Annotated in this window: 23 protein-coding genes and 1 riboswitch; of the genes, 9 read left to right on the top strand and 14 right to left on the bottom strand. The window is 69.6% G+C overall.

What is annotated here, in order from left to right; translation table 11 throughout:
* Window positions 1-113 precede the first annotated feature (113 nt).
* From QMG73_RS00370 to QMG73_RS00385, 4 genes are all read right to left on the bottom strand, one after another.
* Window positions 114-923, bottom strand: coding sequence for an ABC transporter ATP-binding protein (locus QMG73_RS00370; RefSeq protein ID WP_281891629.1), 810 nt, complete (start codon window positions 921-923; stop codon window positions 114-116).
* On the bottom strand, window positions 923-1975 hold the full coding sequence (locus QMG73_RS00375) for a FecCD family ABC transporter permease (RefSeq protein ID WP_281891630.1): 1053 nt from the start codon (window positions 1973-1975) through the stop codon (window positions 923-925). Before QMG73_RS00375 ends, QMG73_RS00370 begins: the two co-directional genes overlap by 1 nt.
* Window positions 1972-2883 carry an ABC transporter substrate-binding protein gene (locus tag QMG73_RS00380; RefSeq protein ID WP_281891631.1) on the bottom strand — a complete coding sequence of 304 codons (912 nt, stop codon included), beginning with the start codon at window positions 2881-2883 and terminating at the stop codon, window positions 1972-1974. The genes QMG73_RS00375 and QMG73_RS00380 overlap by 4 nt, the downstream gene beginning before the upstream one ends.
* 85 nt (window positions 2884-2968) lie before the next feature.
* Window positions 2969-3108, bottom strand: a riboswitch (cobalamin riboswitch).
* A 29-nt stretch (window positions 3109-3137) separates the two neighbouring features.
* Window positions 3138-4985, bottom strand: coding sequence for a M14 family zinc carboxypeptidase (locus tag QMG73_RS00385; protein ID WP_281891632.1), 1848 nt, complete (start codon window positions 4983-4985; stop codon window positions 3138-3140).
* 160 nt (window positions 4986-5145) lie between these two features.
* Between QMG73_RS00385 and QMG73_RS00390 the strand changes: the two genes are divergently transcribed.
* A complete protein-coding gene (locus QMG73_RS00390; RefSeq protein ID WP_281891633.1) occupies window positions 5146-6462 on the top strand; it encodes a C39 family peptidase in 1317 nt (438 codons plus the stop codon).
* A 420-nt stretch (window positions 6463-6882) separates the two neighbouring features.
* On the opposite strand, the gene QMG73_RS00395 is transcribed toward QMG73_RS00390, so the two are convergent.
* The 3 genes from QMG73_RS00395 to QMG73_RS00405 all read right to left on the bottom strand — a co-directional run bounded on the left by QMG73_RS00395 (window position 6883) and on the right by QMG73_RS00405 (window position 8286).
* On the bottom strand, window positions 6883-7143 hold the full coding sequence (locus QMG73_RS00395) for a DUF4229 domain-containing protein (protein ID WP_281891635.1): 261 nt from the start codon (window positions 7141-7143) through the stop codon (window positions 6883-6885).
* A 9-nt stretch (window positions 7144-7152) separates the two neighbouring features.
* A complete protein-coding gene (locus QMG73_RS00400; RefSeq protein ID WP_281891637.1) occupies window positions 7153-7575 on the bottom strand; it encodes a hypothetical protein in 423 nt (140 codons plus the stop codon).
* Window positions 7576-7779: 204 nt separating this feature from the next.
* Window positions 7780-8286, bottom strand: a complete 507-nt coding sequence (locus QMG73_RS00405) for a hypothetical protein (protein WP_281891638.1) — start codon at window positions 8284-8286, stop codon at window positions 7780-7782.
* A gap of 179 nt (window positions 8287-8465) precedes the next feature.
* Here QMG73_RS00405 and QMG73_RS00410 point away from each other — a divergent pair, with 179 nt between their 5' ends.
* On the top strand, window positions 8466-9947 hold the full coding sequence (locus QMG73_RS00410; protein WP_281891640.1) for a C40 family peptidase: 1482 nt from the start codon (window positions 8466-8468) through the stop codon (window positions 9945-9947).
* 897 nt (window positions 9948-10844) lie between these two features.
* On the opposite strand, the gene QMG73_RS00415 is transcribed toward QMG73_RS00410, so the two are convergent.
* Window positions 10845-11162, bottom strand: a complete 318-nt coding sequence (locus tag QMG73_RS00415; RefSeq protein ID WP_281891642.1) for a hypothetical protein — start codon at window positions 11160-11162, stop codon at window positions 10845-10847.
* Between the two features lie 240 nt (window positions 11163-11402).
* Between QMG73_RS00415 and QMG73_RS00420 the strand changes: the two genes are divergently transcribed.
* The 4 genes from QMG73_RS00420 (at window position 11403) to QMG73_RS00435 (ending at window position 14227) form a co-directional block, all read left to right on the top strand.
* Complete coding sequence (locus QMG73_RS00420) at window positions 11403-11648, top strand: hypothetical protein (protein ID WP_281891643.1); 246 nt, start codon at window positions 11403-11405, stop codon at window positions 11646-11648.
* The gene (locus tag QMG73_RS00425; protein ID WP_281891644.1) at window positions 11608-12057 is read left to right on the top strand and encodes a hypothetical protein; all 450 of its coding nucleotides are present in this window, start codon (window positions 11608-11610) and stop codon (window positions 12055-12057) included. Before QMG73_RS00420 ends, QMG73_RS00425 begins: the two co-directional genes overlap by 41 nt.
* A gap of 254 nt (window positions 12058-12311) precedes the next feature.
* Window positions 12312-13601 carry a DEAD/DEAH box helicase gene (locus QMG73_RS00430; protein WP_309299421.1) on the top strand — a complete coding sequence of 430 codons (1290 nt, stop codon included), beginning with the start codon at window positions 12312-12314 and terminating at the stop codon, window positions 13599-13601.
* An 11-nt stretch (window positions 13602-13612) separates the two neighbouring features.
* Entirely contained in the window at window positions 13613-14227 is a 615-nt protein-coding gene (locus QMG73_RS00435) for a putative glycolipid-binding domain-containing protein (protein WP_281892176.1), read from the top strand.
* Here QMG73_RS00435 and QMG73_RS00440 read toward each other — a convergent pair.
* The 3 genes from QMG73_RS00440 to QMG73_RS00450 are packed head-to-tail and all read right to left on the bottom strand — an operon-like array spanning window position 14190 to window position 16456.
* Window positions 14190-14912, bottom strand: coding sequence for a metallophosphoesterase family protein (locus QMG73_RS00440; protein WP_281891645.1), 723 nt, complete (start codon window positions 14910-14912; stop codon window positions 14190-14192). The two genes, QMG73_RS00435 and QMG73_RS00440, sit on opposite strands and share 38 nt — an antisense overlap.
* A complete protein-coding gene (gene cds1, locus QMG73_RS00445; RefSeq protein ID WP_281891646.1) occupies window positions 14905-16002 on the bottom strand; it encodes an L-cysteine desulfhydrase Cds1 in 1098 nt (365 codons plus the stop codon). The genes QMG73_RS00440 and cds1 overlap by 8 nt, the downstream gene beginning before the upstream one ends.
* Entirely contained in the window at window positions 15980-16456 is a 477-nt protein-coding gene (locus tag QMG73_RS00450; RefSeq protein ID WP_281891648.1) for an Lrp/AsnC family transcriptional regulator, read from the bottom strand. The genes cds1 and QMG73_RS00450 overlap by 23 nt, the downstream gene beginning before the upstream one ends.
* Before the next feature lie 188 nt (window positions 16457-16644).
* Between QMG73_RS00450 and QMG73_RS00455 the strand changes: the two genes are divergently transcribed.
* Window positions 16645-16950: a BldC family transcriptional regulator gene (locus QMG73_RS00455; RefSeq protein ID WP_281891650.1), complete on the top strand. Its 306-nt coding sequence runs from the start codon at window positions 16645-16647 to the stop codon at window positions 16948-16950.
* Window positions 16951-16992: 42 nt separating this feature from the next.
* Here QMG73_RS00455 and QMG73_RS00460 read toward each other — a convergent pair whose 3' ends face one another.
* Window positions 16993-17616 carry a UbiX family flavin prenyltransferase gene (locus QMG73_RS00460; RefSeq protein WP_281891652.1) on the bottom strand — a complete coding sequence of 208 codons (624 nt, stop codon included), beginning with the start codon at window positions 17614-17616 and terminating at the stop codon, window positions 16993-16995.
* A 108-nt stretch (window positions 17617-17724) separates the two neighbouring features.
* On the opposite strand from QMG73_RS00460, the gene QMG73_RS00465 reads away from it, so the two are divergent.
* Complete coding sequence (locus tag QMG73_RS00465; RefSeq protein ID WP_281891653.1) at window positions 17725-18582, top strand: terpene synthase family protein; 858 nt, start codon at window positions 17725-17727, stop codon at window positions 18580-18582.
* 2 nt (window positions 18583-18584) lie between these two features.
* On the opposite strand, the gene mqnP is transcribed toward QMG73_RS00465, so the two are convergent.
* Both mqnP and QMG73_RS00475 read right to left on the bottom strand, forming a co-directional pair.
* Window positions 18585-19463: a menaquinone biosynthesis prenyltransferase MqnP gene (gene mqnP / locus QMG73_RS00470; RefSeq protein WP_281892178.1), complete on the bottom strand. Its 879-nt coding sequence runs from the start codon at window positions 19461-19463 to the stop codon at window positions 18585-18587.
* Complete coding sequence (locus tag QMG73_RS00475; RefSeq protein ID WP_281891654.1) at window positions 19439-20902, bottom strand: menaquinone biosynthesis decarboxylase; 1464 nt, start codon at window positions 20900-20902, stop codon at window positions 19439-19441. The genes mqnP and QMG73_RS00475 overlap by 25 nt, the downstream gene beginning before the upstream one ends.
* 134 nt (window positions 20903-21036) lie before the next feature.
* On the opposite strand from QMG73_RS00475, the gene QMG73_RS00480 reads away from it, so the two are divergent.
* Window positions 21037-21456 carry a hypothetical protein gene (locus QMG73_RS00480; protein WP_281891655.1) on the top strand — a complete coding sequence of 140 codons (420 nt, stop codon included), beginning with the start codon at window positions 21037-21039 and terminating at the stop codon, window positions 21454-21456.
* The last annotated feature ends 531 nt before the right edge of the window (window positions 21457-21987 follow it).

Genomic DNA, 21987 nt, shown 5'->3' on the forward strand with positions numbered 1-21987 from the left:
GGCGCCGTCGGCGCGGCGCGGGCGGCGCAGTGCGCGGCGCGGGCGGCGCAGTGCGCGGCGCGGGCGGCGCAGTGCGCGGCGCGGGCGGCGCAGTGCGCGGCCGCGCGGGTGGGCTAGGTGGGGCGGATGGGGATTACTACGGGGCCGTTGGGGGTGTCTAGGACGCGGACGGTGGCGGCGTAGTGGTTTGTGAGGAGTTGCTCGGTTAGGACTTCCGTGGGGGTGCCGGTGGCGGCGACTCGGCCGTTGGCTAGGAGGAGCAGGCGGTCGGCGTACTCGCCGGCAACCGAGAGGTCGTGCATCGTTGCCAGGACTGTCAGGCCATCGTCGCGGCGGAGCTGGTCGACAAGTTCGAGTACTTCCTGCTGGTGGCCGATGTCCAGGGCGCTCGTGGGCTCGTCGAGCAGCAGCAGGGTGGCGCCCTGGGCTAGCGCGCGGGCCAGGAAGACGCGTTGGCGTTCGCCGCCGGAGAGCGTGGTGAGGTGGCGGTCGGCGAAGCGGGTCAGGTCCAGGCGGTGCAGGACGTCGTCGACGGCGGCCAGGTCGGCGGCGGATTCGCGGCCGAGCGGGCGGATGTAGGGGGTGCGGCCCAAGAGTACGTAGTCGAAGACGACCATGCCGGGTGGGACGACCGGAGACTGTGCCACGGTCGCCACGATGCGGGCTCGCTGTCGCCGAGGCAGTCGGGCCGTGGGCGTACCAAATAGGGAGATGGACCCCGATGCTGGCAGGAGGCCGCCGACGGCGCGCAAGAGGGTCGATTTGCCGGCGCCATTGGGGCCGATGACGGTGACCCATTCGCCGGTGGCGACCGTCAGGTCGACGCCGGCCAGGATCGTGGCGCCGTCGAGCACGACGTGGAGGTCCGACACCTCGACGGCTGTCAAGGGGGGCGGGCCCGAAGGGCTGGGGGGCGGGAGCATCAGAGCGCTACCCGGCGGGTGGTGCGGAGGACTAGTACGAAGAAGGGGGCGCCCAGGAAGGCGGTGACCACGCCGATGGGGATCTCGGCGGGTGACGCGACGGTGCGGGCGACCAGGTCGGTGAGCGTGAGGAACGCGCCGCCGAAGAGGACCGCAAGCGGCAGGATCACGCGGTAGCTGGCGCCGAAAAGCAGTCGGATGGTGTGCGGCACGATGATGCCGACGAACCCGATCAGGCCGGACACCGAGACGGCGGCGGCGGTGCCGAGGCTGGCGGCAGCGAGGAGCACGTATCGCGAGCGTTGCGGGTGGAGGCCCAGGCTGCTGGCTTCGTCGTCGCCGACGGAGAGCACGTCGAGTTCGCGCCGGTAGAGCAGGACGACGGCGCTGGTGATGATCGCGTACGGGAGGATGATCAACACGTCGTGCCAGCCGGCGGTGGCGAGGCGGCCGAGCAGCCACGAGTAGACCTCGCGGATGGCGTCGACGTTGCGCTGCATGAGGTACGTCTGGCCGGCGCCGAGGAAGGCGGAGACGGCCACGCCAGCGAGGATCAGCGTGGCCGTGGAGCGGTCGCGACCACCGGCGACGCCGAGCAGGTACGTGAGCGCGACCGCACCGAGCGCACCGATGAACGCCGCGATCGGGGTGGTGATCGGCAGGCCGGACGTCACGTCGCCGCCGGACCGGCCGGTGCTGACCCGGAGCGCGATGACGGCGGTGACCGCGAGCCCGGCCCCGGCGGCCACGCCGAGCAGGTGAGGATCGGCGAGCGGATTGCGGAACACGCCCTGGTAGCAGCCGCCGGCCAGGGCGAGCATCCCGCCCACGAGAAGGCCGAGCACCACGCGCGGCAGGCGGATCTGGGTGATGATCGCGATCTCGCGCTCGGTGAGGCCGCTGTCGATGTGCACGCCGGGGATGAGGTTGAGCAGTTCGGCCGCGACGCTGCCGGGTGGCAGGCTGACCGGGCCGAACGCGATCCCGGCGACGCCCGCCACCAGGACCGCGCCCAGCCCGATCAACACCCAGAGCCCGCGGAGCCTACTCACGCGGGGATCTTGCTGACCGCGTCGACGATGGCGCGTACGAGGTCGACGACGCGCGGGCCCCAGCGGGACGCTACGTCGTCGTCGAGGGCGACGACCTGGCTGTTCTTGACGGCCGTGATGCCGGACCAGCCGGTGCGGGCCTTGACCGTGTCGGCCGACTGCTGGCAGCACTTGCTGTCGGCCAGGAAGACCAGGTCGGGATCCGCCTTGATGATCACCTCGGCGGAAAGCTGCGGGTATCCGCCCTTCGCACCGTCGGCGTCGGAGCCGTCGGCGATGTTTTCCAGGCCGGCCAGCGAGAAGAGCGAGCCGATGAACGTCTTGCTGGTCACCGAGTAGAACGTGGGGTCCAGCTCGTAGTAGTAGCTGAGCTTCTCGGAGCGCTGCGGCACGTCCCTGACCAGCTTCGCGATGTCGTCCTTCATGCGCTGCACCACGTCGGCGGCCTCGTCGGGGTGACCCGTGAGCGTGCCCAGCTCGGTGAGCTGCTTGTACGTGTCGTCGAGCGTGGTGGCGGCGGGCGCCTGGTACACGGGGATCTTGAGCGCGGTGAGCTGGTCGACGACCTTGTTGGTGTCGTTGGAGAGCACGACGAGGTCGGGGCTCTTGGCGGCGATCGCCTCGGCGTTCGGCTGGAACCCGGACAGGTCCGACTTGGGCGCCTCGGCCGGGTAGTTGGAGTTGTCGTCGGCGGCGGTCACCTGCGCACCCGCCCCGATCGCGAAGAGCATCTCGGTGGCGCTGGGTGAGAGTACGACGATCTTCTGGGGCTGCTTGTCGAGCGTGAGGCTGCCGACGGTGACCGGGTACGCCGGCGCACTCGTGGTGGGCGCGGCCGGCTCCTCGGTGTTGTCAGCGCATGCGGCCAGCAGCATCGCGGCGGCCACGATTGCCAGGGCTCTCTTCATCGGGTCCTCCTGTCGGTCGAGGATCTGGTGCTTCGCCGACAAGAGCCGCGCTCCGCCCGCGAAGGCGCCCCTCCTCGAAGGCGCGGTTCGCGACCGTTCGCAGGCGACCTGGCTTGTCCTCCCTCACTTAAGCGGGCGGCATCACAGTTGCGGGACAGCACCGGAGTCACACCGGCTTCGCTACGCGCGGTCATGGAGCACGTTACCCGCCCCGCGGCTCACGCTGGAGCCGCGGGGCGGGCGGGTGTGACCTGCTATGACGCCGTGATGGTGACGTTGTCGACGCCCGCCTCGACGAGGCTGGCGGTGGATGCGTCAGCTGCCTCGATCAGGATGCTGACCGACTGCCCCGCGTACGGGGTCAGGTTGGCGCTGGCGGTCGCCCAGGCGCCGTTGCGGTTGGTCGCCGCGCCGGCCACGGTCAGGAGAGCCGTCGTGCCGCCCGAGTGCACCACGCTCACCCGGAAGAAGTCCGCCGACGACGCGTTCGAGCCGTGGGCGAGGTACCAGGCGAACGACAGCGACAGCGTCCCGCTCGACGGCAGGGTCACGGCGGGCGAGCGCACGCTGGTGGTGCCGCCGTCGATGTCGTTGTCGCCGGCGGCCGCGCCCGCGGACAGGCCGGTGGCGAGGTCGTTGCTGCCCGCGAACGGGGTCAGCTGCTTGGCGCCGCTCGACGTGGTCGCCTGCGCCGCGCCCCGCGCCCAGGTGCCGGTCGTGGCGGTGTCGGTGCCGCTGGCGTTGGTCGTCCAGCCGGTCGCGGTCTCCAGCGTGTCGGACCAGACCGTGGTGCCGGGGCCGGTGCCGCAGTACGTGCCCTGCATGCCGGTGGCGCGGTAGGGGCAGTCGGCGTACTCGGAGAGGATCAGCACCGCCTCACGGTTGCGCGAGGTCTGCGCGGGGATGACCTCGTCGGGCGGGTAGAACCCGCCGCCGGTGGCAGAGCCCGGGTACATCTCGAAGGTGTACGCCCAGATGCCGTGCTGGCCCCACATCCAGTCGATGCTGTCGCCGTCCGTGATGTAGAGGTCGGACGACTGCTCCGGCGTGTAGCCGTTGGTGGCGGCCATCTGCTGCCCGATGGTCTGGAAGACGGCCTGCTGATCGGCGTTGAGCCCGGGCGCCGTGTTGGCGGTGGTGTACCCGAACGGCCAGAGGATCAGCTGGGAGTACGTGTGGAAGTCGATGTTGGCCTTGATCTGCTGCACGCCACCGACGACCCGGCTGTTGACGAAGTCGCGCAGCCGCTGGGTCTCGGGTGCGGAGAACGCGGACGGACCACGGTACGTCTCGGAGCTCGTCGTGCCGGACGAGCCGCCACAGCAACCCCAGTTGTAGCTCCAGTTGCGGTTGAGGTCGGTGCCCACATTGGACGAACCGCTGTTGGGTTGCCGGTTCTTGCGCCATGAGCGATACGAGCCGGTGGCGACGTCGTACTCGCTGCCATCGGGGTTGACGGACGGGACGATCCAGATCTCGCGGGAGTTGACCACATTGGTCACCCGGGAGTCGGAACCGTAGCTGTCCGTGAAGAGGTTGAGCAGGTAGATCGCCATCTCGACGGTCAGGTGCTCGCGCGCGTGCTGCTGGGAGTTGAACAGGATCTCCGGCTCGGCCTCGTCGGTGGCCACATTGTCGGAGATCTTGACAGCCATGATGTCGCGACCCTCGTACGAGGCGCCCAGGCTGATCTTGCGAGCGATGCTCGGATGGTCGGCGACGACCTGGTTGACCACCGTCGTCAGCTCAGCGTAGTTGTGGTACGCCGAGTCGGCGGGCGGGAAGTCCAATGTGCTCACGCCGCCGGACGGCACCTCGGCCGGCACGGCCACGACCTGGAAGCCGAGCCGGATGATGGCTCGCACCTCGGCCGGGGTGGCAGAGACGTAGATCTTGCCGTGCTCGATGTAGTCGATCGCGGCACCTGTGCGGGCGATGGCATCGCGGTCCGCGAACGTCCGCGGGCCGACGACGGTGTACTGGCCGGCCAGAACGGCCGCCTTCGGGCCGGGCTCGGGTTCGGCGACGACCGGGCTTCCTGTGATCAGGAGCAGCGCGGCGGCCGCTGTGGCGCCGAGGATGGTGATCCTGCGCAGTTGCATTGCGTGAACCTCCGTGGGTGGGGAGATCCGGTTATGTGATGAACAACTGCAGCACCCATCACATGGTCATATCAATATGTCAGTGTGGTCGTCTCGCCGGCAAAGATTTACCAACTAGATGGATCTGGCGAAAGTTGTCTTCGGACGGAATAGTGACGGCATGGCCCGAACCACCGCTGCCCTCGCCGGCGTCACCGCGATCGCCATACTCGGCGCCGGGGCGCCCGCCCACGCCGCCGCCCACACTCACTCCCTCACTCATGACGAGCAGATTGTGTTTCAGGACTGGTCGACCTACAAGGACTGGCGCGGCGGCACCCATCAAGGCACGGTCGCGATTCCCGGGGTACGCACCGGAATCACCATGTTGAAGCCCGCCGGCACGATCGATTACGCCGATCCGCACACCGGCACGACCAAGACGTGGAAATATGCGACCTGGACGTCGCCGGTGCGCCAGGTTGGGTTCGACGCCAGCGAACTCGTCGCGTCGTGGAACGCCGAAACCCCCGCCGGCACCTGGATCCAGATCGAGATGCAGGGCACATACAACACGGGCACGCAGACGCCGTGGTACGTCATGGGGCGGTGGGCCTCCGGCGACCAGGACATCAAACGCACCAGCGTCAACCGGCAGGGCGATCCCTGGTCGACGATCTGGACCGACACATTCTCCATCGACGACGTGGCCAACGGGGTCATGCTGAGCGGGTACCAGCTGCGGCTCACCCTGTACCGGGCGCCTGACCAGTGGCGGTCACCCCGGGTGTGGATGCTCGGCGCGATGAGCTCGTACGTGCCGGACCGCTTCACGGTCACCCCGAGCGCCGGGGGCATCGCGTGGGGCCGGGAACTGGCCGTACCTTCGTACTCGCAGAACATCCACACCGGGCATTACCCCGAGTACGACGGCGGTGGAGAGGCGTGGTGCTCGCCGACTTCGACCGAGATGGTCATCGAGTACTGGGGACGCAAGCCGTCCGAAGAGGACACGTCCTGGGTGGACCCGACGTACCCGGATCACACCGTCAACCACGCCGCGCGGATGGTCTACGACTACCAGTACGACGGGGCGGGAAACTGGCCGTTCAACACGGCGTACGCCGCCACCTTCCCGGGACTGGACGGGTTCGTGACCCGGTTGCACTCGCTCGACGACGTGGAGCGGTTCATCAAGGCCGGCATCCCGGTGATCACGAGCCAGTCGTTCCTCGCCAGCGAGCTCGATGGGGCGAACTACGGTACCGCTGGGCACCTGTTCGTCGTGGTCGGCTTCACCTCGAACGGTGACGTGGTGGTCAACGATCCCGCCTCGTCATCCAACGACGCGGTGCGCAATGTGTACAAGCGGTCGCAGTTCGAGCAGATCTGGCTGCGTACGAAGAGGATCAACGCGAGCGGCGGGGTGTCGGGCGGTTCCGGCGGGATCGCGTACATCATCAAGCCCTGGTGGAAGCCCATGCCCCACGGGGTCTAACCCCGCTACCTGCTTTCGTCGCGGGGCGCGCTCCGCGCTCCGCACGCGCCTTTTCGCCGCCCGCTCCGCGCTCCGCGCGCGCCCCTCTCGCCGCCCGCTCCGCGCTGCGCGCGCGCCCCTCTCGTCGCCGATCAAGGGCGAATGCACGTGATTTGATCTCTTTTCCGCGTGCGTTTGCCCTTGATCGATGCGAATGCCCTTGATCGACGTCGTTGAGCTGCGGGCTCTGGCACCGTGCCAGGCCCGACCAAGCGCAGCGGGCGCGGCGCCGGCCACCGACCGGATTGTTCCCATCCGCGCAGCGGACCTCTCGAGCTGTGAACGGTTGTTGCTGCTCCAGCTACAACAACCGTTCACAGCTCGTCGCAGGCGGCGACGCTGACGTCGCGCCAGTCGTTGATCGGCGGGTCGTTGCGAGCGCTAGGACTTCGAGGCTTCGTCGTCGCCCGCGAGGGCGGCGCGGAGCCGCTCCTTCTCGGCCTTGCGCCGCTCGGCGGCCGTGGCCATCTGACCGGCCATCTGGTCGCGCCAGGCGCGCAGCAGGACGAACGACAGACCAGCCGAAGCCAGCAGGGCAATCATGATCTTCACGAAGATGTCAAGATCCAAGGGCCACAGGACGGCGAGGATCACCACAAACAGGCCGATCCGACCCAACGTGTACTTGATCGCGGGGCTCATGGCCTTTCCTTACCCGGTCCGGTGGACCAACCACCGGATGCCGTAGAACCAGATCAATGCGTATGCCAGCGCGAAAACAGCCGCCGCGGCGACGCCCGACCAGAGCGGACCCGCGCCACTGATCAATCCCGCGGCCAGCAAGCCCAAGGTGACGCCGATCGCGGCACCCACCAGCGCGGCCGCGATCCGGGCCGGGCCGCCCGCCCACGCACGGAACTCCTCAACGAAGATCCACACCGGCAGGATCATCGCCAGCCAACCGCTCGCCTCGCCGAAGTCGCCGAGGTCGAGCAGTGAGAAGACGCCGTCGAAGACGACCAGCGCGAGTACGCCGATCACCAGGCCGGCGAGCGCCAGGCCCAGCAGGTCGGTGATGGCGATGATGCGCCCGTCGGCGTCGCGCCGGGGGAAGCTGCTCTGCGCTTCAGTCATGACCCCATGAGCGTACGTGAGGCTGTAGGCGATCCATCCCAAGGGATCGCGGCCAGGCCGCGATCAAGGAAGATCGAATGGATCAAGGGCAAATACACGCGGAAAAGAGATCCAACCACGTGCATTCGCCCTTGATCGGCGGGCACAGGGGCCGCGGGCGCGGAGCGCGGGCGCGGGGCGCGGGGCGCGGGGCGCGGGCGTGGGTTAGGTCCAGATGTTTTGGGGGGTTTTGCGGCGGTCGGCTAGGGGGGTGGGTGGGGGGTGTTCGGTGATTACGGTGTGGTCCGGGGTTCGTTCGACTGGTTGGAGGCCGGCGTCCCAGATCAGGTTGAGCACGTCGTCGCGGTCGGCGTCGGCGGGGCATACGAGGTCGTCGGCGCCGAAGTTCAGCGCGAGTTGGGCCAGGGGTGCGCCGTGCACGGCCAGGGAGGCGACGACGTGTGCGTCGTCGGCAGCGCTCAGGCGGGCCAGCGCGAACGCCTTCAAGGATTCGGCGGGCGACGTGCCAGGGGCGGGGGTCTCGCCGGCCGGAGCCTCGCCGCCGATCACGAAGGTCACGCGATTTGCGTACCTGGCGGTGCGGCGGGTGTGCGCGAGCCGGCCCAGCCAGGACAAGTCGTCGGACTCGCCGAGGAACGCGACGTCTTCTGGCAGCAGCGGTGCACCACCGGATACTTTGTCGTCAACCTGCCGCTTGTGCACCGGATCCATGACACCGAGCCTACGTTGGTTGTAGGTCAACGATCTCTCAGGTACCCGTTACCTGACTTCCAATCGACATAGGTCGGCCTTTGCGGTAGGAACAGGATGGGATGGGTTGGTTACGGGGAGGCCTTATGGCGAGGCGTAAGGGTAGGCATCAGGCACCGCGTCGAGGGGTGGTTGGTCCCGTGCTGCGACCAATCGCCTGGTCCGCCGCGCTCAGTGCCGCCGTCGCCTTCGCGTTCGCCAGCCCTGTCTACGCCGAGCCCACCGTGCCCAACACGGTTCCCGACGCCGGCACCCGTCCCGCCCCCGCCGGCAGCCTCCTACTCCCCGGCCAGGCACCGCCCCCCAGCACCGGCGGCTCCACCTACACGCCGCCGCCCACGGTCAACGGCCCGCTCGCCACGCAGGTCTTCAACGCCCGGGTCGAAGTACAGACGCTTGAACAGCTGCTGGTCACGCGGCTCCAGGAGCGCGATCAGGCCAAGGCCGACCTCGGCAGCGTCGAGCTCCAGCTGAGCCAGGCCAAGGAGGCCGTCGCCAAGGCGGAGTCCGCCGCCGACAGCGCCGCCGCCGATGCGCTCAAGGAAGCAGCGGAGCTGCCGCCGGGCATGTTCGGCTCCGACCTGCACGGGCTCAGCGAGCTGTCGCGCCTCCAGCGCGGCGAGCGGTCCAGCGCCTCGACGCAGGACGCCGACCGCGAGGTGGCACGGGCCAAGGACGCCGAGCGGGTGGCGCAGGAGGCGTACAACGCGGCGCTGGGTCGCCATCAGATGGCGGTCACGCAGTTCACGACGCTGGAGAGCACCTACAAGACCAAGGACGCCGCGCTCGCCGAGCTGGAGACGCGCAACGCCGCCCAGCTCGCCGTCATCGAACGGCAGAACGAAGAGGCGGAGCAGCGGCGCGGCGCCCAGTACATCGGCGACGAGACGATCGCCGGCAAAGCGGCGCACCCCAAGGCCATCGCGGCCATGCAGTTCGCGAAGGCGCAGATGGGCAAGAGCTACGTCTGGGGCACCGAGGGCCCCGATACGTACGACTGCTCCGGCCTCATGTGGGCGGCGTACCGGTCGGTCGGCTACTACCAGCTTCCCCGGGTGTCCCGTGACCAGTACTACGCCACCCGTGGCAAGTCGGTGTCCAAGTACGCGCTGCTGCCGGGCGACCTGGTTTTCTTCGCATCTGGCAACAGCTGGACGACCATCCACCACGTGGGCATGTATGTCGGTGGCGGCATGATGGTCCACGCCCCGAACAGCCGGTCAAAGGTGCAGATCAACGCCGTTTGGTGGTCACGGCTCTTCGCCGCGACCCGGGTGTACGGCGAGGTGGCCGCGCCGGTCACACCGGCGCCCACGACGCCGGCTCCAACGACGCCAGCGCCGACCACACCGGCACCCACCACTCCACCGGCCACGCCGAAGCCGCCGACCACGCCGCCTACGACGCCACCCACGACACCGCCGACCAGCCCGAAGCCGCCGACCACGCCGCCGGCGCCGCCCACCACGCCTCCGACCACGCCGCCGCTGGCCACGCCCTCGCCGACGCCGCCGGACAGCCCGAGCGCGGCCCCGGGTACGTCCAGCGCCGCTCCCGCCACCTCCGACGCGTCTCCCGACTCGGAGTCGTCCGCATCGACGTCGGCCAGCAGCGGCTCCTGACCTGAGCCTTCCGGGTCTGGGTGGGCTGGCGGGCGCGGATATGGCACGGTGAGAAGTGAAGGGGACGCGGGAGGCGAAGATGAACGAGCACCAGTCCGGCGACCCGGCGGCTGGCCGGGAGGCGTCGGCGGATCTGCCGCCGCCCCCGCCCGTCGGCACAGCGCTGCCGGAGGCACCACCCGAAGACCTGCCCGAGGCGTACGAGTTGCCGCCGCCACCGCCCGCGGGAGCCCTGTGGCCCGGCTTCGCCCCCGCTGACCCGGCACCGCCTTCTCCCGTGTCGGCGCCACCGGTCGTATCGGCACCTCCTGCTGTCGCATCGGCGCCAGCTTCTAAGGCGGCGCCGGCTTCTGAGGTGGCGTCAGCTTCTCAAGCGGCGCCAGCTTCTCAAGCGGCGGGCGGGATCACGCCCCTGCCGCCTGGTGCGCTGGTCTGGAGCACGCCGCCCGGCCTGCCGGTGGTAACGCCGGACAAGCCGGCCGTCAGGGGGCGCGCGACTGTGGCGTCCGCTTCCACGCCGGCCCCCGGCGAGCTCGCCGGGCTGCCGTCGCGGGGCGCCAGCAGCGGCACCACCTACCGGGCCGGCGACGCTGCCGCGGCGGCGAAGGAAGAGCCCGCGCCGCAGCCACCAGCCAGTACGGATCCTCCTCCGGTCCCGTCGCCCCAGATGGCACCGGCCGGATCGGCGCCACCGCTCGCGCGGCGCCAGCCCAAGGCGCCGGTCGACAGTTCTCCGTGGTCGGCCTTCGCGGTGGCATGGAAAGATCCCGCGCCGGACGCCCCCGCATCGCCCGCTCCGGCTCCCGCGTCTGGCCCGCCCGCCTACAGCACGCCGCCGGCTGGCGCTTCCCTGCCAGGCGCGCCGTCGCACGAGGCGCCCGTCTCGGGCCTGCCGTCCTACAGCACGCCGCCGGCCGCGACCTCGTACGAGGCGCCCCCGCCCGGTGTGCCCTCCTTCGGCGCTGCCGCTGCGGTGGCTGGCCGCGCCTCGGCATCGGCCGCGGTCTCCGCTCCGCCGGCGTCCGGTCCACCGGCACCGACGTCAGCGCCGCCCGCACCGACCTCCGGGGCACCGGCCGCCGGGCAGACTCCCGAGTACGTGCTTCCCGCACAGCGCTCCGGCGAGCCTGGCGCGTCCGCGCGGGCGCGCGTCTCCGTCCCGGGTGCTCCGCAGCCGACCGCCGACGAAATCAGGGCGGCGCTGCTGCGCGGCACCGGAAGCCAGGCACGGATCTACCGCGCACCGACCGCCAACGAGCCCGCGCCTCCTGACGAGCCGCCTCGTCCGGAGCCGCCCGGACCAGGGCCGGCGCCAAATCCGTTCCCACCGCCAGAGCCGGTGCCACCGGTGCCCGTGCCACCCGGCCCCGCGCCCACTCCGGCGCCACCCGGGCCACCCCCAGCACCGGAACCCGCGCCACCGTTCCCGCCACCACCGCCCACAATGAGCACACCATGGCCGCCGGCAGTGAGCACGCCACCGCCGGCAACGAGAACACCACCGCCCGCGATGAGCGCGCCATCCCCACCCACGGCGAGCACGCCACCGCCGGCAATGAGCGCGCCATCACCGATGGCGAGCACCCCACCGTCCGCGATGAGCACGCCACCATCACCCACGGCGAGCGCCGCGCCGAGCGCGGCGGGCGCGCCACCCGTCGTGCCGGCCCCGGCGCTACCGAGTTGGCCGCCGGCGGGTAATCCCACCGCGCCTGCTGGCTGGGGTGCCCCGGCTGCCGACCGGGTCGAAGAGCCCGAAGGGCGGCCCGACAGCGCGCCGCCGGCGGCGGTGTCCACATCGGCCGAGTACGGGCAGTGGGCACGCGGTCAGCGTCCACATGGGACTGTCTACGGCGGACCGGGCAGCGAGCCGCCGCCGCACATGACCATGGCGGTGCCGAACGGCCCTCACCTGGAAAACTCTGGCTCGCTCACCGGCCACATCCTGGCTCAGGGCTGGTCCGACGAGACGAGCAACGGCCGCAGCACCGCCAAGGTCATGGTCATCATGGCGATCGTGCTGGGCGTGGTCGTCATGCTCGGAGTGATCGCCGCACTCGCCGCGGGCGACACGTTCAGCAACCTTTTCGACGGTCTGCTGAACGGCTGAGCCCTTTGGGGTGAGCACGCCCACGTGGGCGCGCGCCGCCGCGTACACGTACACTTGTCGAGATCACTGACCTGGCGCGGCCGTTTCCGCGCCCATGGGCGTTCTTTCTGGCGATCGGCGGCGAGCTGCGGGCCGCGGCGGGGCCATGCGAAGAGGGCCCCCGTTGAGAGGTTTACTTGACCACCTTCGCTGACCCCAGCACGTTTCCGTCCGTTTTCGACTCCTCTGCGGAGCCCAGCTTCACCGACCTTGGTCTGCCGCGCCCCCTCGTGCGGGCGCTCGACCGGGAAGGCATCACCACACCATTCGAGATCCAAGCCGCCACGGTGCCAGACGCCCTGGCCGGCCGCGACGTGCTCGGCCGCGGCCAGACCGGCTCCGGTAAGACGCTGGCGTTCGGCCTGCCGCTGCTGGCCCGCCTGTCAGCCGGTCCGAAGGCCCGGCCGCGCCACCCGCGCGCGCTGATCCTGGTACCGACCCGCGAACTCGCCATGCAGGTCGCCGACGCGCTCCGGCCGCTGGGCCGCGCTGTTGGCCTGTTCCTCGGCACCGCGGTCGGCGGCGTGCCCTACGACCGGCAGATCGACGGGCTGCGGCGGGGCGTCGATGTGATGGTGGCCACGCCGGGGCGCTTGGGTGACCTGATCCAGCGCGGCGCCTGCTCGCTCGACGACATCGACATCACGGTCCTCGACGAGGCCGACCAGATGGCCGACATGGGCTTCCTGCCCGAGGTCACCGAGTTGCTCGGCAAGACGCCAGCCGGTGGGCAGCGGCTGCTCTTCTCGGCCACCCTCGACGGCGACGTCGACACGCTGGTCAAGCGCTTCATGACCGACCCGGTGACGCACTCGACCGCGCCGCCGGTGGCCACGGTCAGCACGATGGACCACCACATGCTGCTGATCCCGCCGCACGACAAGTTCGGGGTAGCCGCCTCGATCGCCGCGCGCGAGGGTCGCACGATCATGTTCGTTCGCACCCAGATGGGCGTCGACCGGCTGGTCGGGCAGCTCGCCGCGGTGGGCGTACGGGCGGGGGCGCTGCACGGCGGCAAGACCCAGCGGGCCCGCACCCGGACCCTGGCGGAGTTCCGCGAGGGGCGGGTCGGCGTGCTGGTGGCCACCGACGTGGCGGCCCGCGGCATCCACGTCGACGACGTGTCGCTCGTCGTGCACATCGATCCGCCGAACGACTCCAAGGACTACCTGCACCGTGCCGGCCGCACCGCGCGCGCCGGCGAGTCGGGCGCGGTCGTCACCCTGGTACTGCCCAAGCAGCGCCGGTCGACGCTCGCCCTGCTGCAGCGGGCCGGTGTGAAGCCGACGGAGACCCGCGTACGGGCCGGCGACCAGGCACTGGCCGACGTGACCGGTGCCCGCGAGCCCAGCGGCGTACCGGTGGTCGAAGAGCCCACTCCGTCTCCGGCTCCCCGCCGGGGCGACCGGGCGCCTCGATTCGACCGTCCGCGTGGCTCCCGGCCGCCGCGGCGCCGCTTCGAGCACGAAGGTTCGCGTGCGAAGGACCGCACACCGCGCGGATAATCACGGGCGTGATGCCTGCGGCGCTCTTCTGGGAACGCATCGACAGCAGTGGGTCGGATCTGGCCCTTGTGGATGATCGCCGCGGGCTGTACGCCCGCGGCTATGCCACCGCCATCGACCCGATACCGCACGTGTGCCGGTACGAGCTGGTCACCGACGAGGGCTGGGCGACCGCCCGGCTGGACGTGAGCGCCGAGGGAGCCGGCTGGCTGCGCACGCTCAAGCTGGAGCGGGCCGCCGGCCGGTGGCGTGCGAGTACCGCCGAGCAGGGTGACCTGGACGCAGCGCTCATCGCGGCCGGTCACCCGCCGGTCGGGCTGCCCGGCACCGAAGAGCCCGAACGGCTACGCGACGCGATCGACGTCGACCTGTGGGCGGCGCCCCTGCCGAACACGTTGCCGATCCGGCGGCTCGATCTGCTGCGCGCCCCGCCCGGCACCGCGCACCGGCTCACGATGGCGTTCGTGCGGCTGCCCAGCCTGGCGGTCTTTCCCAGCGAGCAGATCTACACGGCGGTCGGCCCTGACACGGTTCGCTTCGCGAGCGGCACGTTCACCGCTGACCTGACGGTGGACGCGAAGGGGTACGTCACGCACTATCCCGGGCTCGCGGTCCGAAAACCCTGAGCGCGTCCGCGTCCGAGGCGGCTGACCGTACGAAGTAGTCGGCCCACTTCGCGGCGTCGGGGTACCCGGACTCGGCGGCGATCCGGGCACATGCCGCGTCGAGGTCGAAGCGGGTGCGGCGCAGGCTCACCCCGTCGCCGAGCAGCGCCCAGTGCGCGCCCGCACCGCCGTACGGCATGCCGACGCTGCCCGGGTTGACGACGAGCCGCCGGTCGGCGAGGCGCACGAACGGCATGTGCGTGTGGCCGCACACCACGGTCGTGACCTCGTCGGGTACGCCCGCGAAGACGGTGGCCCACCGGTCGAGTGGACTGTCGACGAGCACCACCTCTTCGTCGTCACGCGGGGTGGCGTGGCAGAAGAGCGTCGATCCTAAGGTGACCGTCAACGGCAGCCCGCCGAGCAGTTTCCGCTGGTCGTCGCGCAACTGGCTGGCCGCCCACCGGGAGACCGGCTCCTCGGTGGTAGCGGCGGCAAGTTCACGGTCGGCGTTGCCGCGTACCCACACCGCCCGCTCGCCCAGCGAGCTGAGCAGATCGATGGTCTCGACCGGCTGCGGCCCGGCAGCCAGGTCACCGGTGAGCACGATGAGGTCGGCATCGCGCACGTCTGGCTCGGCGAGCACCGCTTCCAGCGCCGGCAGTACCCCGTGAATGTCTGACAGGACGGCGATCCGGTCAGGCATCGCCGGCCCATTCGCCGGTGGCGAGGAAGCGGTCGACGGTGGCGCGGGGCGGGGCAAGATCGAGGCCCTGCGCGGCCACCCAGGCGTCGGAGTAGTACGTGTCGGCGTATCGCTCGCCGCCGTCGCAGAGCAGCGTCACGACGGAACCCGTCTCGCCGGCACCGAGCATCTCGCTGATCAGGCCGAAGGCGCCCCACAGGTTGGTACCCGTCGATCCTCCGACGCGGCGGCCGAGTACCGCCGAGGCGGCACGCATCGCGGCGAGCGAGGCGGCGTCCGGCACCCGGACCATGCGGTCGACGACGGCCGGCTGGAACGACGGCTCGACGCGCGGCCGCCCGATGCCCTCGATGCGGGAGCCGAGCCCCGTCTCCACTCCCCAGTCGGCCGCCTGCCACGCGGGGAAGAACGCCGAGTGCTCCGGGTCGACCACGCAGACCTTGGTGCCGAGCCGGCGGTACCGGACATAGCGACCGATGGTGGCGCTGGTGCCACCGGTCCCGGCCCCGACCACGACCCACGCCGGCACGGGATGGCGCTCCAGCGACATCTGCTCGTAGATCGACTCGGCGATGTTGTTGTTGCCACGCCAGTCGGTGGCGCGCTCGGCGTACGTGAACTGGTCCATGAAGTGGCCGCCGGTGTCTTCGGCGAGCCAGCGGGCCTCGACCACGACGGTGGCGGGGTCTTCGACCAGGTGGCACTTGCCGCCCTGGAACTCGATGAGCGCGATCTTCTCGGGCGACGTGGAGGCCGGCATCACGGCGATGAAGGGCAGGCCGAGCATCCGCGCGAAGTACGCCTCGGAGACCGCCGTCGAGCCGGACGACGCCTCGACGATCGTGGTGTGCGGGCCGATCCAGCCGTTACACAGGCCATAGAGGAACAGCGAGCGGGCCAGCCGGTGCTTCAGCGAGCCGGTGGGGTGCACGGACTCGTCCTTGAGGTACAGGTCGACGCCCCACGCGGCGGGCAGCGGAAACGGCAGCAGGTGCGTGTCGGCGGACCGGTTGGCGTCGGCCTCGACCTTGGCGATGGCTTCCGCCACCCAGGCCCGACCCTCCTCGTCACACCGGTCCAGCATCTCCATCATCGGACGGTAGCAAGGGCTGCGGGCGCCCCTCCCACTTGGTCGAGAGGGCGATCGCGGTGCGTGTGGACGCGACGCCGCGGGTCCGGTTGAGCCGGACGATCAGGTGCTCCAGCTCGGCGATCGTCGCCACTCGCACCTTGAGCAGGAACGACTCCACACCGGCCATGAAGTAGCAGGACTCGATCTCGGGCATCTCGCGCAGCTCGGCGAGGACCTCGTCGGAGTCGCCGTCGGAGTCCTGTACGAGGCCGATGAGCGCGGTCACACCGAGGCCGATGGCTTCCGGATCGGCGTCGGCGTGGTATCCACGAAGGATGCCGCTGGTCTCGAGCTTGCCGACGCGATCGTGCACGGCTGGGGCAGACAACCCGACCTGTCGGGCGAGCTCGGCGTACGAGAGCCGGGCATTCGCGCGCAATAGGTCTACAAGCCTCAGATCGATACCGTCCACGGTTGCTAGACCCTAACAGCACGGGAAGGCGAGGAGGGCTCGCAAATCCTACCGTCTAACTTCCCAGACAGTGCGTTTTCCCTGTTTCCCGGACACGACACGCTCGCGGTGCTGTAATGACCGTACGTCCCTATCGAGGCTGTCGGGACATCACCCGGCGTGGCTTCGTCGACGCAAGGGAGGGGCCCGTGGACACTGGAGATCGTCTGCTGACGCCGGGCGAGGTGGCTGCGCTGTTCCGCGTCGACCCGAAGACCGTGACGCGGTGGGCGGCGGCGGGCCGAATTGGCAGCATTCGTACGCCTGGCGGGCACCGGCGCTTTCGGGAGTCGGAGGTACGAGCGCTGCTCGAAGGCGAGGGCGAGTTGGAAGCCCTGCGCGACGAGTCCGCCCCACCACCGAGCACAGCTCATCGGCCGCGAAACGACGGACCCGGCGGGCAACACCCGGGTCCGAGTCGCACAAATCACAACTCGCCCAGCTCCGCTCGCTGAGCAGTCACAGGCGCCCGCACCGGCAATCGCCGGTGCGGCGCCTCAGCGCGCCCCCAACTCACCGGTCCACCGGCGAAACAGGGTGTGCTCGACGCCTAACGCGTCAAGAATCTTGCCGGCGACGAAGTCGATGAGCTGCTGCGCTGACGCCGAGGCACCGGCACCGTAGAAGCCGGGACTGGCCGGCAGCACCACCGCACCCGCGTCGTGCAGGGCGATCAGGTGCTCCAGATGGCTGCGGGTGACCGGGGTCTCCCGGGGCACCACGACGACCCGCCGGCGCTCCTTGAGGTGCACCTCGGCGGCGCGCTGGAGCAGATCCTTGGACAGGCCGATCGCGATACCCGCGCACGCCGCGGTGCTCGCCGGCACGACCACCATGCCGCGCGCCGGGTACGAGCCGCTGCTCGGTCCGGCGGCGAGGTCACCGGCCGGCCAGTGGACGATGTCGGCGCCGCCCAGGTCACGGCCGAGCCAGGTGGTCAGGTCGTCTTTCCAGTGCGCGTCGCGGAAGGCGTGCCCGGTCTCGTCGAGGATCGTCAGCCGCGCGGCTCGGGACACCACGAGATCGATCGACTCTCCGGCATCGATGAGCCCCCGCAGCACCGCCGCCGCGTACGGCGTGCCAGATGCACCAGAGACACCGACGATCGTCGGCTTTCGCATCGTTCCAGCGTAAGGCTACCGTCATCAGACTGACGTTTGGCCGGACGGCAGGAGGCGGCGATGATGCCGACGATCTGTTTCACTCTCGACTGCCCGATAAATCCCACTATGTCGGTATACGCCGACGAAGTCCAGGATTGGGTCGGCGAATGGACGCGCCGACACGGACTCCCCGCCGAACTGGCGGACCGGCTCGCGGAGGGCGGCATCGCCCGGTACGCGGGCCGTCTTTATCCAGACGCGACGCCCGACGACCTGAAGATCGTCGCGGCGCTCTTCACCTGGTTCTTCCTCGCCGACGACGAGTGCGACCGCGCCAGCGTGCCCGAGCCCGACCGGGTTCGCGCGCTGGTCAACGGCGCTCTCGACCTGCTCGAGACCGGGAGCGGCGCCGTCGACGGACCACTCGGCTCGATGCTGGCGGACGCGTGGCAGGAGCCGCGCCGGCGGATGCCGGCACGCTGGCGTGCGCGGTTCGTCAGCGCGGTCGAGCACCACCTGCGTGGCGTCGTGGTCGAGGCCCGTAACAAGGCTTCCGGGTACCGTCCGGGGATCGCCGAGTACATCAGGTTGCGCCGGGCGACCTCGGCGGCGTACGTCGCACACGCACTTGTCGACTTCGCGGCTGGCGTCAGCGTGCCGGAAGGGGTGTGGCGGCACCCCGCGGTACGCGCGTACAGCGCGGTCGGCAACGACCTGCTGTCGTGGTTCAACGACCTGCTGTCGCTCGACCGGGACGCCGCGACCTCTGGCGGGCACAACCTGGTCCTGGCGGTCGCGACCGAGGCCGGCGTGCCGCTCGAAGTGGCCGCGGAACGGGTACGCGACCTGTGGCAGGAGACGATGAGCCGCCTGCCGGGGCTGAGACCGGCGCTCGGCGGTCCGGCGGACCGCTATATCGACGGCGTCGACTGGGCGATCCGCGGCACCATCGACTGGTCTCTGGAGAGCGCTCGTTACCGGTAGACCTACCGGTATACGAGGTCGCCTAACGCGAACGCGAAGAGGGCGATGCCCACGAAGCCGTTCGCGGTGAAAAACGCCCGATTGACGCGGGAAAGGTCAGTCGGTGTGACCACCGTGTGCTGGTAACCGAACGCCACCGCGGTCAGCGCCAGCCCGACCCACCAAGGCCAGCCCAGCCCGACCAACTCGCCGAACCACACGAACAGCCCGAACGTCACCACATGCACCACAGTCGACAGACGCAGCGCGAACGGCACGCCGTACCGCGCCGGCACGCTGCGCACGCCGATCCGGCGATCCACCTCGGCGTCCTGACACGCGTAGATCAGGTCGAACCCGCCAATCCACAAACCGACCGCCAGGGCCAGCACCCACGCCGGTCCCGAACCTTCGAACGTGCCGGTCACCGCCAGCCACGCGCCCATCGGCCCGACCATCTGCGCGAGCGCCAGGATCGCGTGCGGCCAGTCGGTGAACCGCTTGCCGTACGGGTACACGACCAGTGGCACCACCGCGAGCGGCGAGAGCAGCAGGCAGAGCGGGTTCAGCAGTGCGGCGGCTCCGAGGAACACGACCAGCGCGACCGCCGCGCCGGTCCAAGCCGTGCGCACGCTCACGGCTCCGGTGACAAGCTCTCTGTTGGCGGTACGCGGATTGCGCGCGTCGATGTGCCTGTCGATGATCCGGTTGGCGGCCATGGCGAACGTGCGCGCGCCCACCATCGCGATCGTGATGATCAACAGGTCTGCCCAGCGCACCTTCCCGCCGTCGCGGGTCATGACGGTCAGGGCGGACAGGTACGCGAACGGCAGCGCGAAGACCGAGTGCTCGATCGCGACCAGCTTCAGGAAAGCCTTCACTTGAGGCCGTACTCTTTCCAGCGCTTGTCGACGAGCGCCTTGATCTCCGGCGACATGACCGCCTCGTCCGGCCAACCCCGCGTGTACCCCTCGGTCGGCAGCTTGCGGGTCGCGTCGATGCCCGCCTTGCCGCCCCAGAACTGCTGGTACGACGAGTGGTCGAGGTGGTCTACCGGCCCTTCGGTGATCAGCAGGTCGTGCTTGTAGTCGACGTTGCTGAACGCCCGGAACGCCACCTCGTTGTAGTCGTGCACGTCGCAGTCTTCGTCGACCACGACGATCAGCTTCGCCAGCGAGAGCAGGTGCGCGCCCCAGACCGACGACATCACCTTCTGCGCGTGCTTCGGGTACCGCTTGCGAATCGAGACCACCACGCAGTTGTGGAAGACGCCTGCCTCCGGCATCGAGTAGTCGACGATGTCGGGGATCAGCAGCTTGAGCAGCGGCAGGAAGATCCGCTCGGTCGCGTGCCCGATGGGCCCGTCTTCCTGCGGCGGCTTCGACGTGACGATCGAGTGGTACACCGGGTCGCGCTGGGTCGTCATGCACTGCACGTGCAGCACCGGAAACGGCTCCACCGGCGTATAAAACCCGGTGTGATCGCCGAACGGGCCTTCGGGCAGGCGCTCGCCCGGCTCGACGTACCCCTCCAGGACGATCTGGGCGTGCGCCGGCACCTGCAGCGGCACGGTTAGGCAGTCGACCATCTCGACGCGCTCGCCGCGCAGGAAGCCCGCGAACAGGTACTCGTCGATGTCGCTCGGCAGCGGTGCTGACGCGCTGTACGAGACGACGGGATCGCAGCCGAACGCGACCGCCACCGGCAGCCGCTCGCCCCGACGCTCCGCCACCGCATGATGAGCGGTCGAGTCCTTGTGGATCTGCCAGTGCATGCCGAGCGTGGTAGGCGAATGCTGCTGGAGGCGGTACAGCCCGAGGTTCCGCTTACCGGTCTCGGGGTGCTTCGTGTGGGTGAGCCCGTAGTTGTGGAAAATGCCCCCGTCGTCGGGCCACGTCTGCAGGCCCGGGAGCCGGCCCAGGTCCACGTCGCCGTCCCGGTACACGACCTCCTGGCAGGGCGCGGTCTTGACCTTCTTCGGCGGCACGGACTTCAGCTGCATCACCTTGCCGAGCCCCTCCCGGATGCCCGACCATCCGACCGGCAGCTCGGGCTTGACCAGCTCACCGATCCGCGCGCCAATCTCCTCGACACTGTCGACGCCAAGCGCCATCGCCATCCGGCGCTGCGTGCCAAACAGGTTGATCGCCAGCGGCATCTCACCCCGCGTCGGCCGCTCGAAGAGCAGCGCCGGCCCCTTGGCCGCGACGGCGCGGGTGACCACCTCGCTGATCTCCAGCGTGGGATCGACGGGCGCGGTGACCCGGTGCAGCTCGCCGGCGCGCTCCAGCGCCGCGAGAAAGTCCTTCAACCCCGTGTACGGGAACCCACGTACCGCCATACCAGCCAGTCTGTCCTACCGCCCGCCCGCCCTCCGCCGCACCCCCACCGCGCGTGATCCACGCGTCACCACCAATGCAATCACGCAAATAAAGCGGGCCACGATCATGAATCACAACGCATTAGGCTCGCGGGGTGTATTTCCTGTGCTTCGTCGACGACGGCGGCGAAAGGCCCCACCAAACCTTTGCAGGATTGCTGGTGCCGGTTGGCGCCCATGTCGATCTCTATGCTGCCTGGATGGTGGGGCGCCACAAGCTCAAGGAGCGCTGGGATATTCCGCTCGAAAGAGAGATCAAAGCCAACCTGCTCATGTCCGGGCGTGGACATTACTCGGCTCCCGGCAGCACCAGGCCACTGACTTCGATGGCAGAGCGCTTTGCGGCATATGAGATCATGTTGGACGCACTGACGTCCTTCGACGACGACCGCTTTAAGACGACCGTAACGTGCCAGCACTATGACACGCGGAACGGCGGCAACATCACAGAGCTTGCGTTCGCATCGTTCATCCGACGCGTCCCGATTGGGCCGCGACGACCAACAACCGTGTGATCCTGGTGTACGACGGCGACCCTTCACCCAGGGACATCGAACACCTCGACGCCAACCAAGTCATGAAAAGGTGGGCAGATTACAACAACACGCACCGACTGCGAGAGGTGTATGCCCAACTCCGCGCCGGCCTTCCCCAAGCCCGGGGAAAACCGGTGATCAAAGACCTACTCCTTCAATCCAGCATCGAGAGCCCACTCATTCAGGCCGCCGACTTCCTATCGTTCGCAGCATTGCAATATGCGCGCAGACGAAGAGGGCCACAAAACGGCTCACGATCGGAAACGCCAGAAAGATACCGGCGAGCACTCGCCGAGTCCTACCTCTCAGCATTCGGCCCACGAGCACTTCCAGACGATGACCACGGCATTCACTGGATCGGTTATCCAGAGTAGAAAGCCCCCAGGCTCACCTGAGGGCTTTCTTGGCAGTGCCCGGGGGCAACCCGGACTCCGCAGGCTCAAGCATACCGCGATAGTGGACCAGGTTCGACACCTTCGGGTGCGTCACCGCAAAAGCCCGTGGCGGTTT

The organism is Phytohabitans aurantiacus (genome assembly GCF_027923225.1).
GTDB classification, from domain to species: domain Bacteria; phylum Actinomycetota; class Actinomycetes; order Mycobacteriales; family Micromonosporaceae; genus Phytohabitans; species Phytohabitans aurantiacus.

What these genes read in the sequence shown, in the direction of transcription:
- QMG73_RS00370 (WP_281891629.1), bottom strand. Translation starts at nt 923, where the DNA reads ATGCTCCCGCCCCCCAGCCCTTCGGGCCCGCCCCCCTTGACAGCCGTC.
- QMG73_RS00380 (WP_281891631.1), bottom strand. Translation starts at nt 2,883, where the DNA reads ATGAAGAGAGCCCTGGCAATCGTGGCCGCCGCGATGCTGCTGGCCGCA.
- QMG73_RS00385 (WP_281891632.1), bottom strand. Translation starts at nt 4,985, where the DNA reads ATGCAACTGCGCAGGATCACCATCCTCGGCGCCACAGCGGCCGCCGCG.
- QMG73_RS00390 (WP_281891633.1), top strand. Translation starts at nt 5,146, where the DNA reads ATGGCCCGAACCACCGCTGCCCTCGCCGGCGTCACCGCGATCGCCATA.
- QMG73_RS00395 (WP_281891635.1), bottom strand. Translation starts at nt 7,143, where the DNA reads ATGAGCCCCGCGATCAAGTACACGTTGGGTCGGATCGGCCTGTTTGTG.
- QMG73_RS00400 (WP_281891637.1), bottom strand. Translation starts at nt 7,575, where the DNA reads ATGACTGAAGCGCAGAGCAGCTTCCCCCGGCGCGACGCCGACGGGCGC.
- QMG73_RS00405 (WP_281891638.1), bottom strand. Translation starts at nt 8,286, where the DNA reads ATGGATCCGGTGCACAAGCGGCAGGTTGACGACAAAGTATCCGGTGGT.
- QMG73_RS00420 (WP_281891643.1), top strand. Translation starts at nt 11,403, where the DNA reads ATGGCCGCCGGCAGTGAGCACGCCACCGCCGGCAACGAGAACACCACC.
- QMG73_RS00435 (WP_281892176.1), top strand. Translation starts at nt 13,613, where the DNA reads ATGCCTGCGGCGCTCTTCTGGGAACGCATCGACAGCAGTGGGTCGGAT.
- QMG73_RS00440 (WP_281891645.1), bottom strand. Translation starts at nt 14,912, where the DNA reads ATGCCTGACCGGATCGCCGTCCTGTCAGACATTCACGGGGTACTGCCG.
- cds1 (WP_281891646.1), bottom strand. Translation starts at nt 16,002, where the DNA reads ATGGAGATGCTGGACCGGTGTGACGAGGAGGGTCGGGCCTGGGTGGCG.
- QMG73_RS00460 (WP_281891652.1), bottom strand. Translation starts at nt 17,616, where the DNA reads ATGCGAAAGCCGACGATCGTCGGTGTCTCTGGTGCATCTGGCACGCCG.
- QMG73_RS00465 (WP_281891653.1), top strand. Translation starts at nt 17,725, where the DNA reads ATGTCGGTATACGCCGACGAAGTCCAGGATTGGGTCGGCGAATGGACG.
- QMG73_RS00475 (WP_281891654.1), bottom strand. Translation starts at nt 20,902, where the DNA reads ATGGCGGTACGTGGGTTCCCGTACACGGGGTTGAAGGACTTTCTCGCG.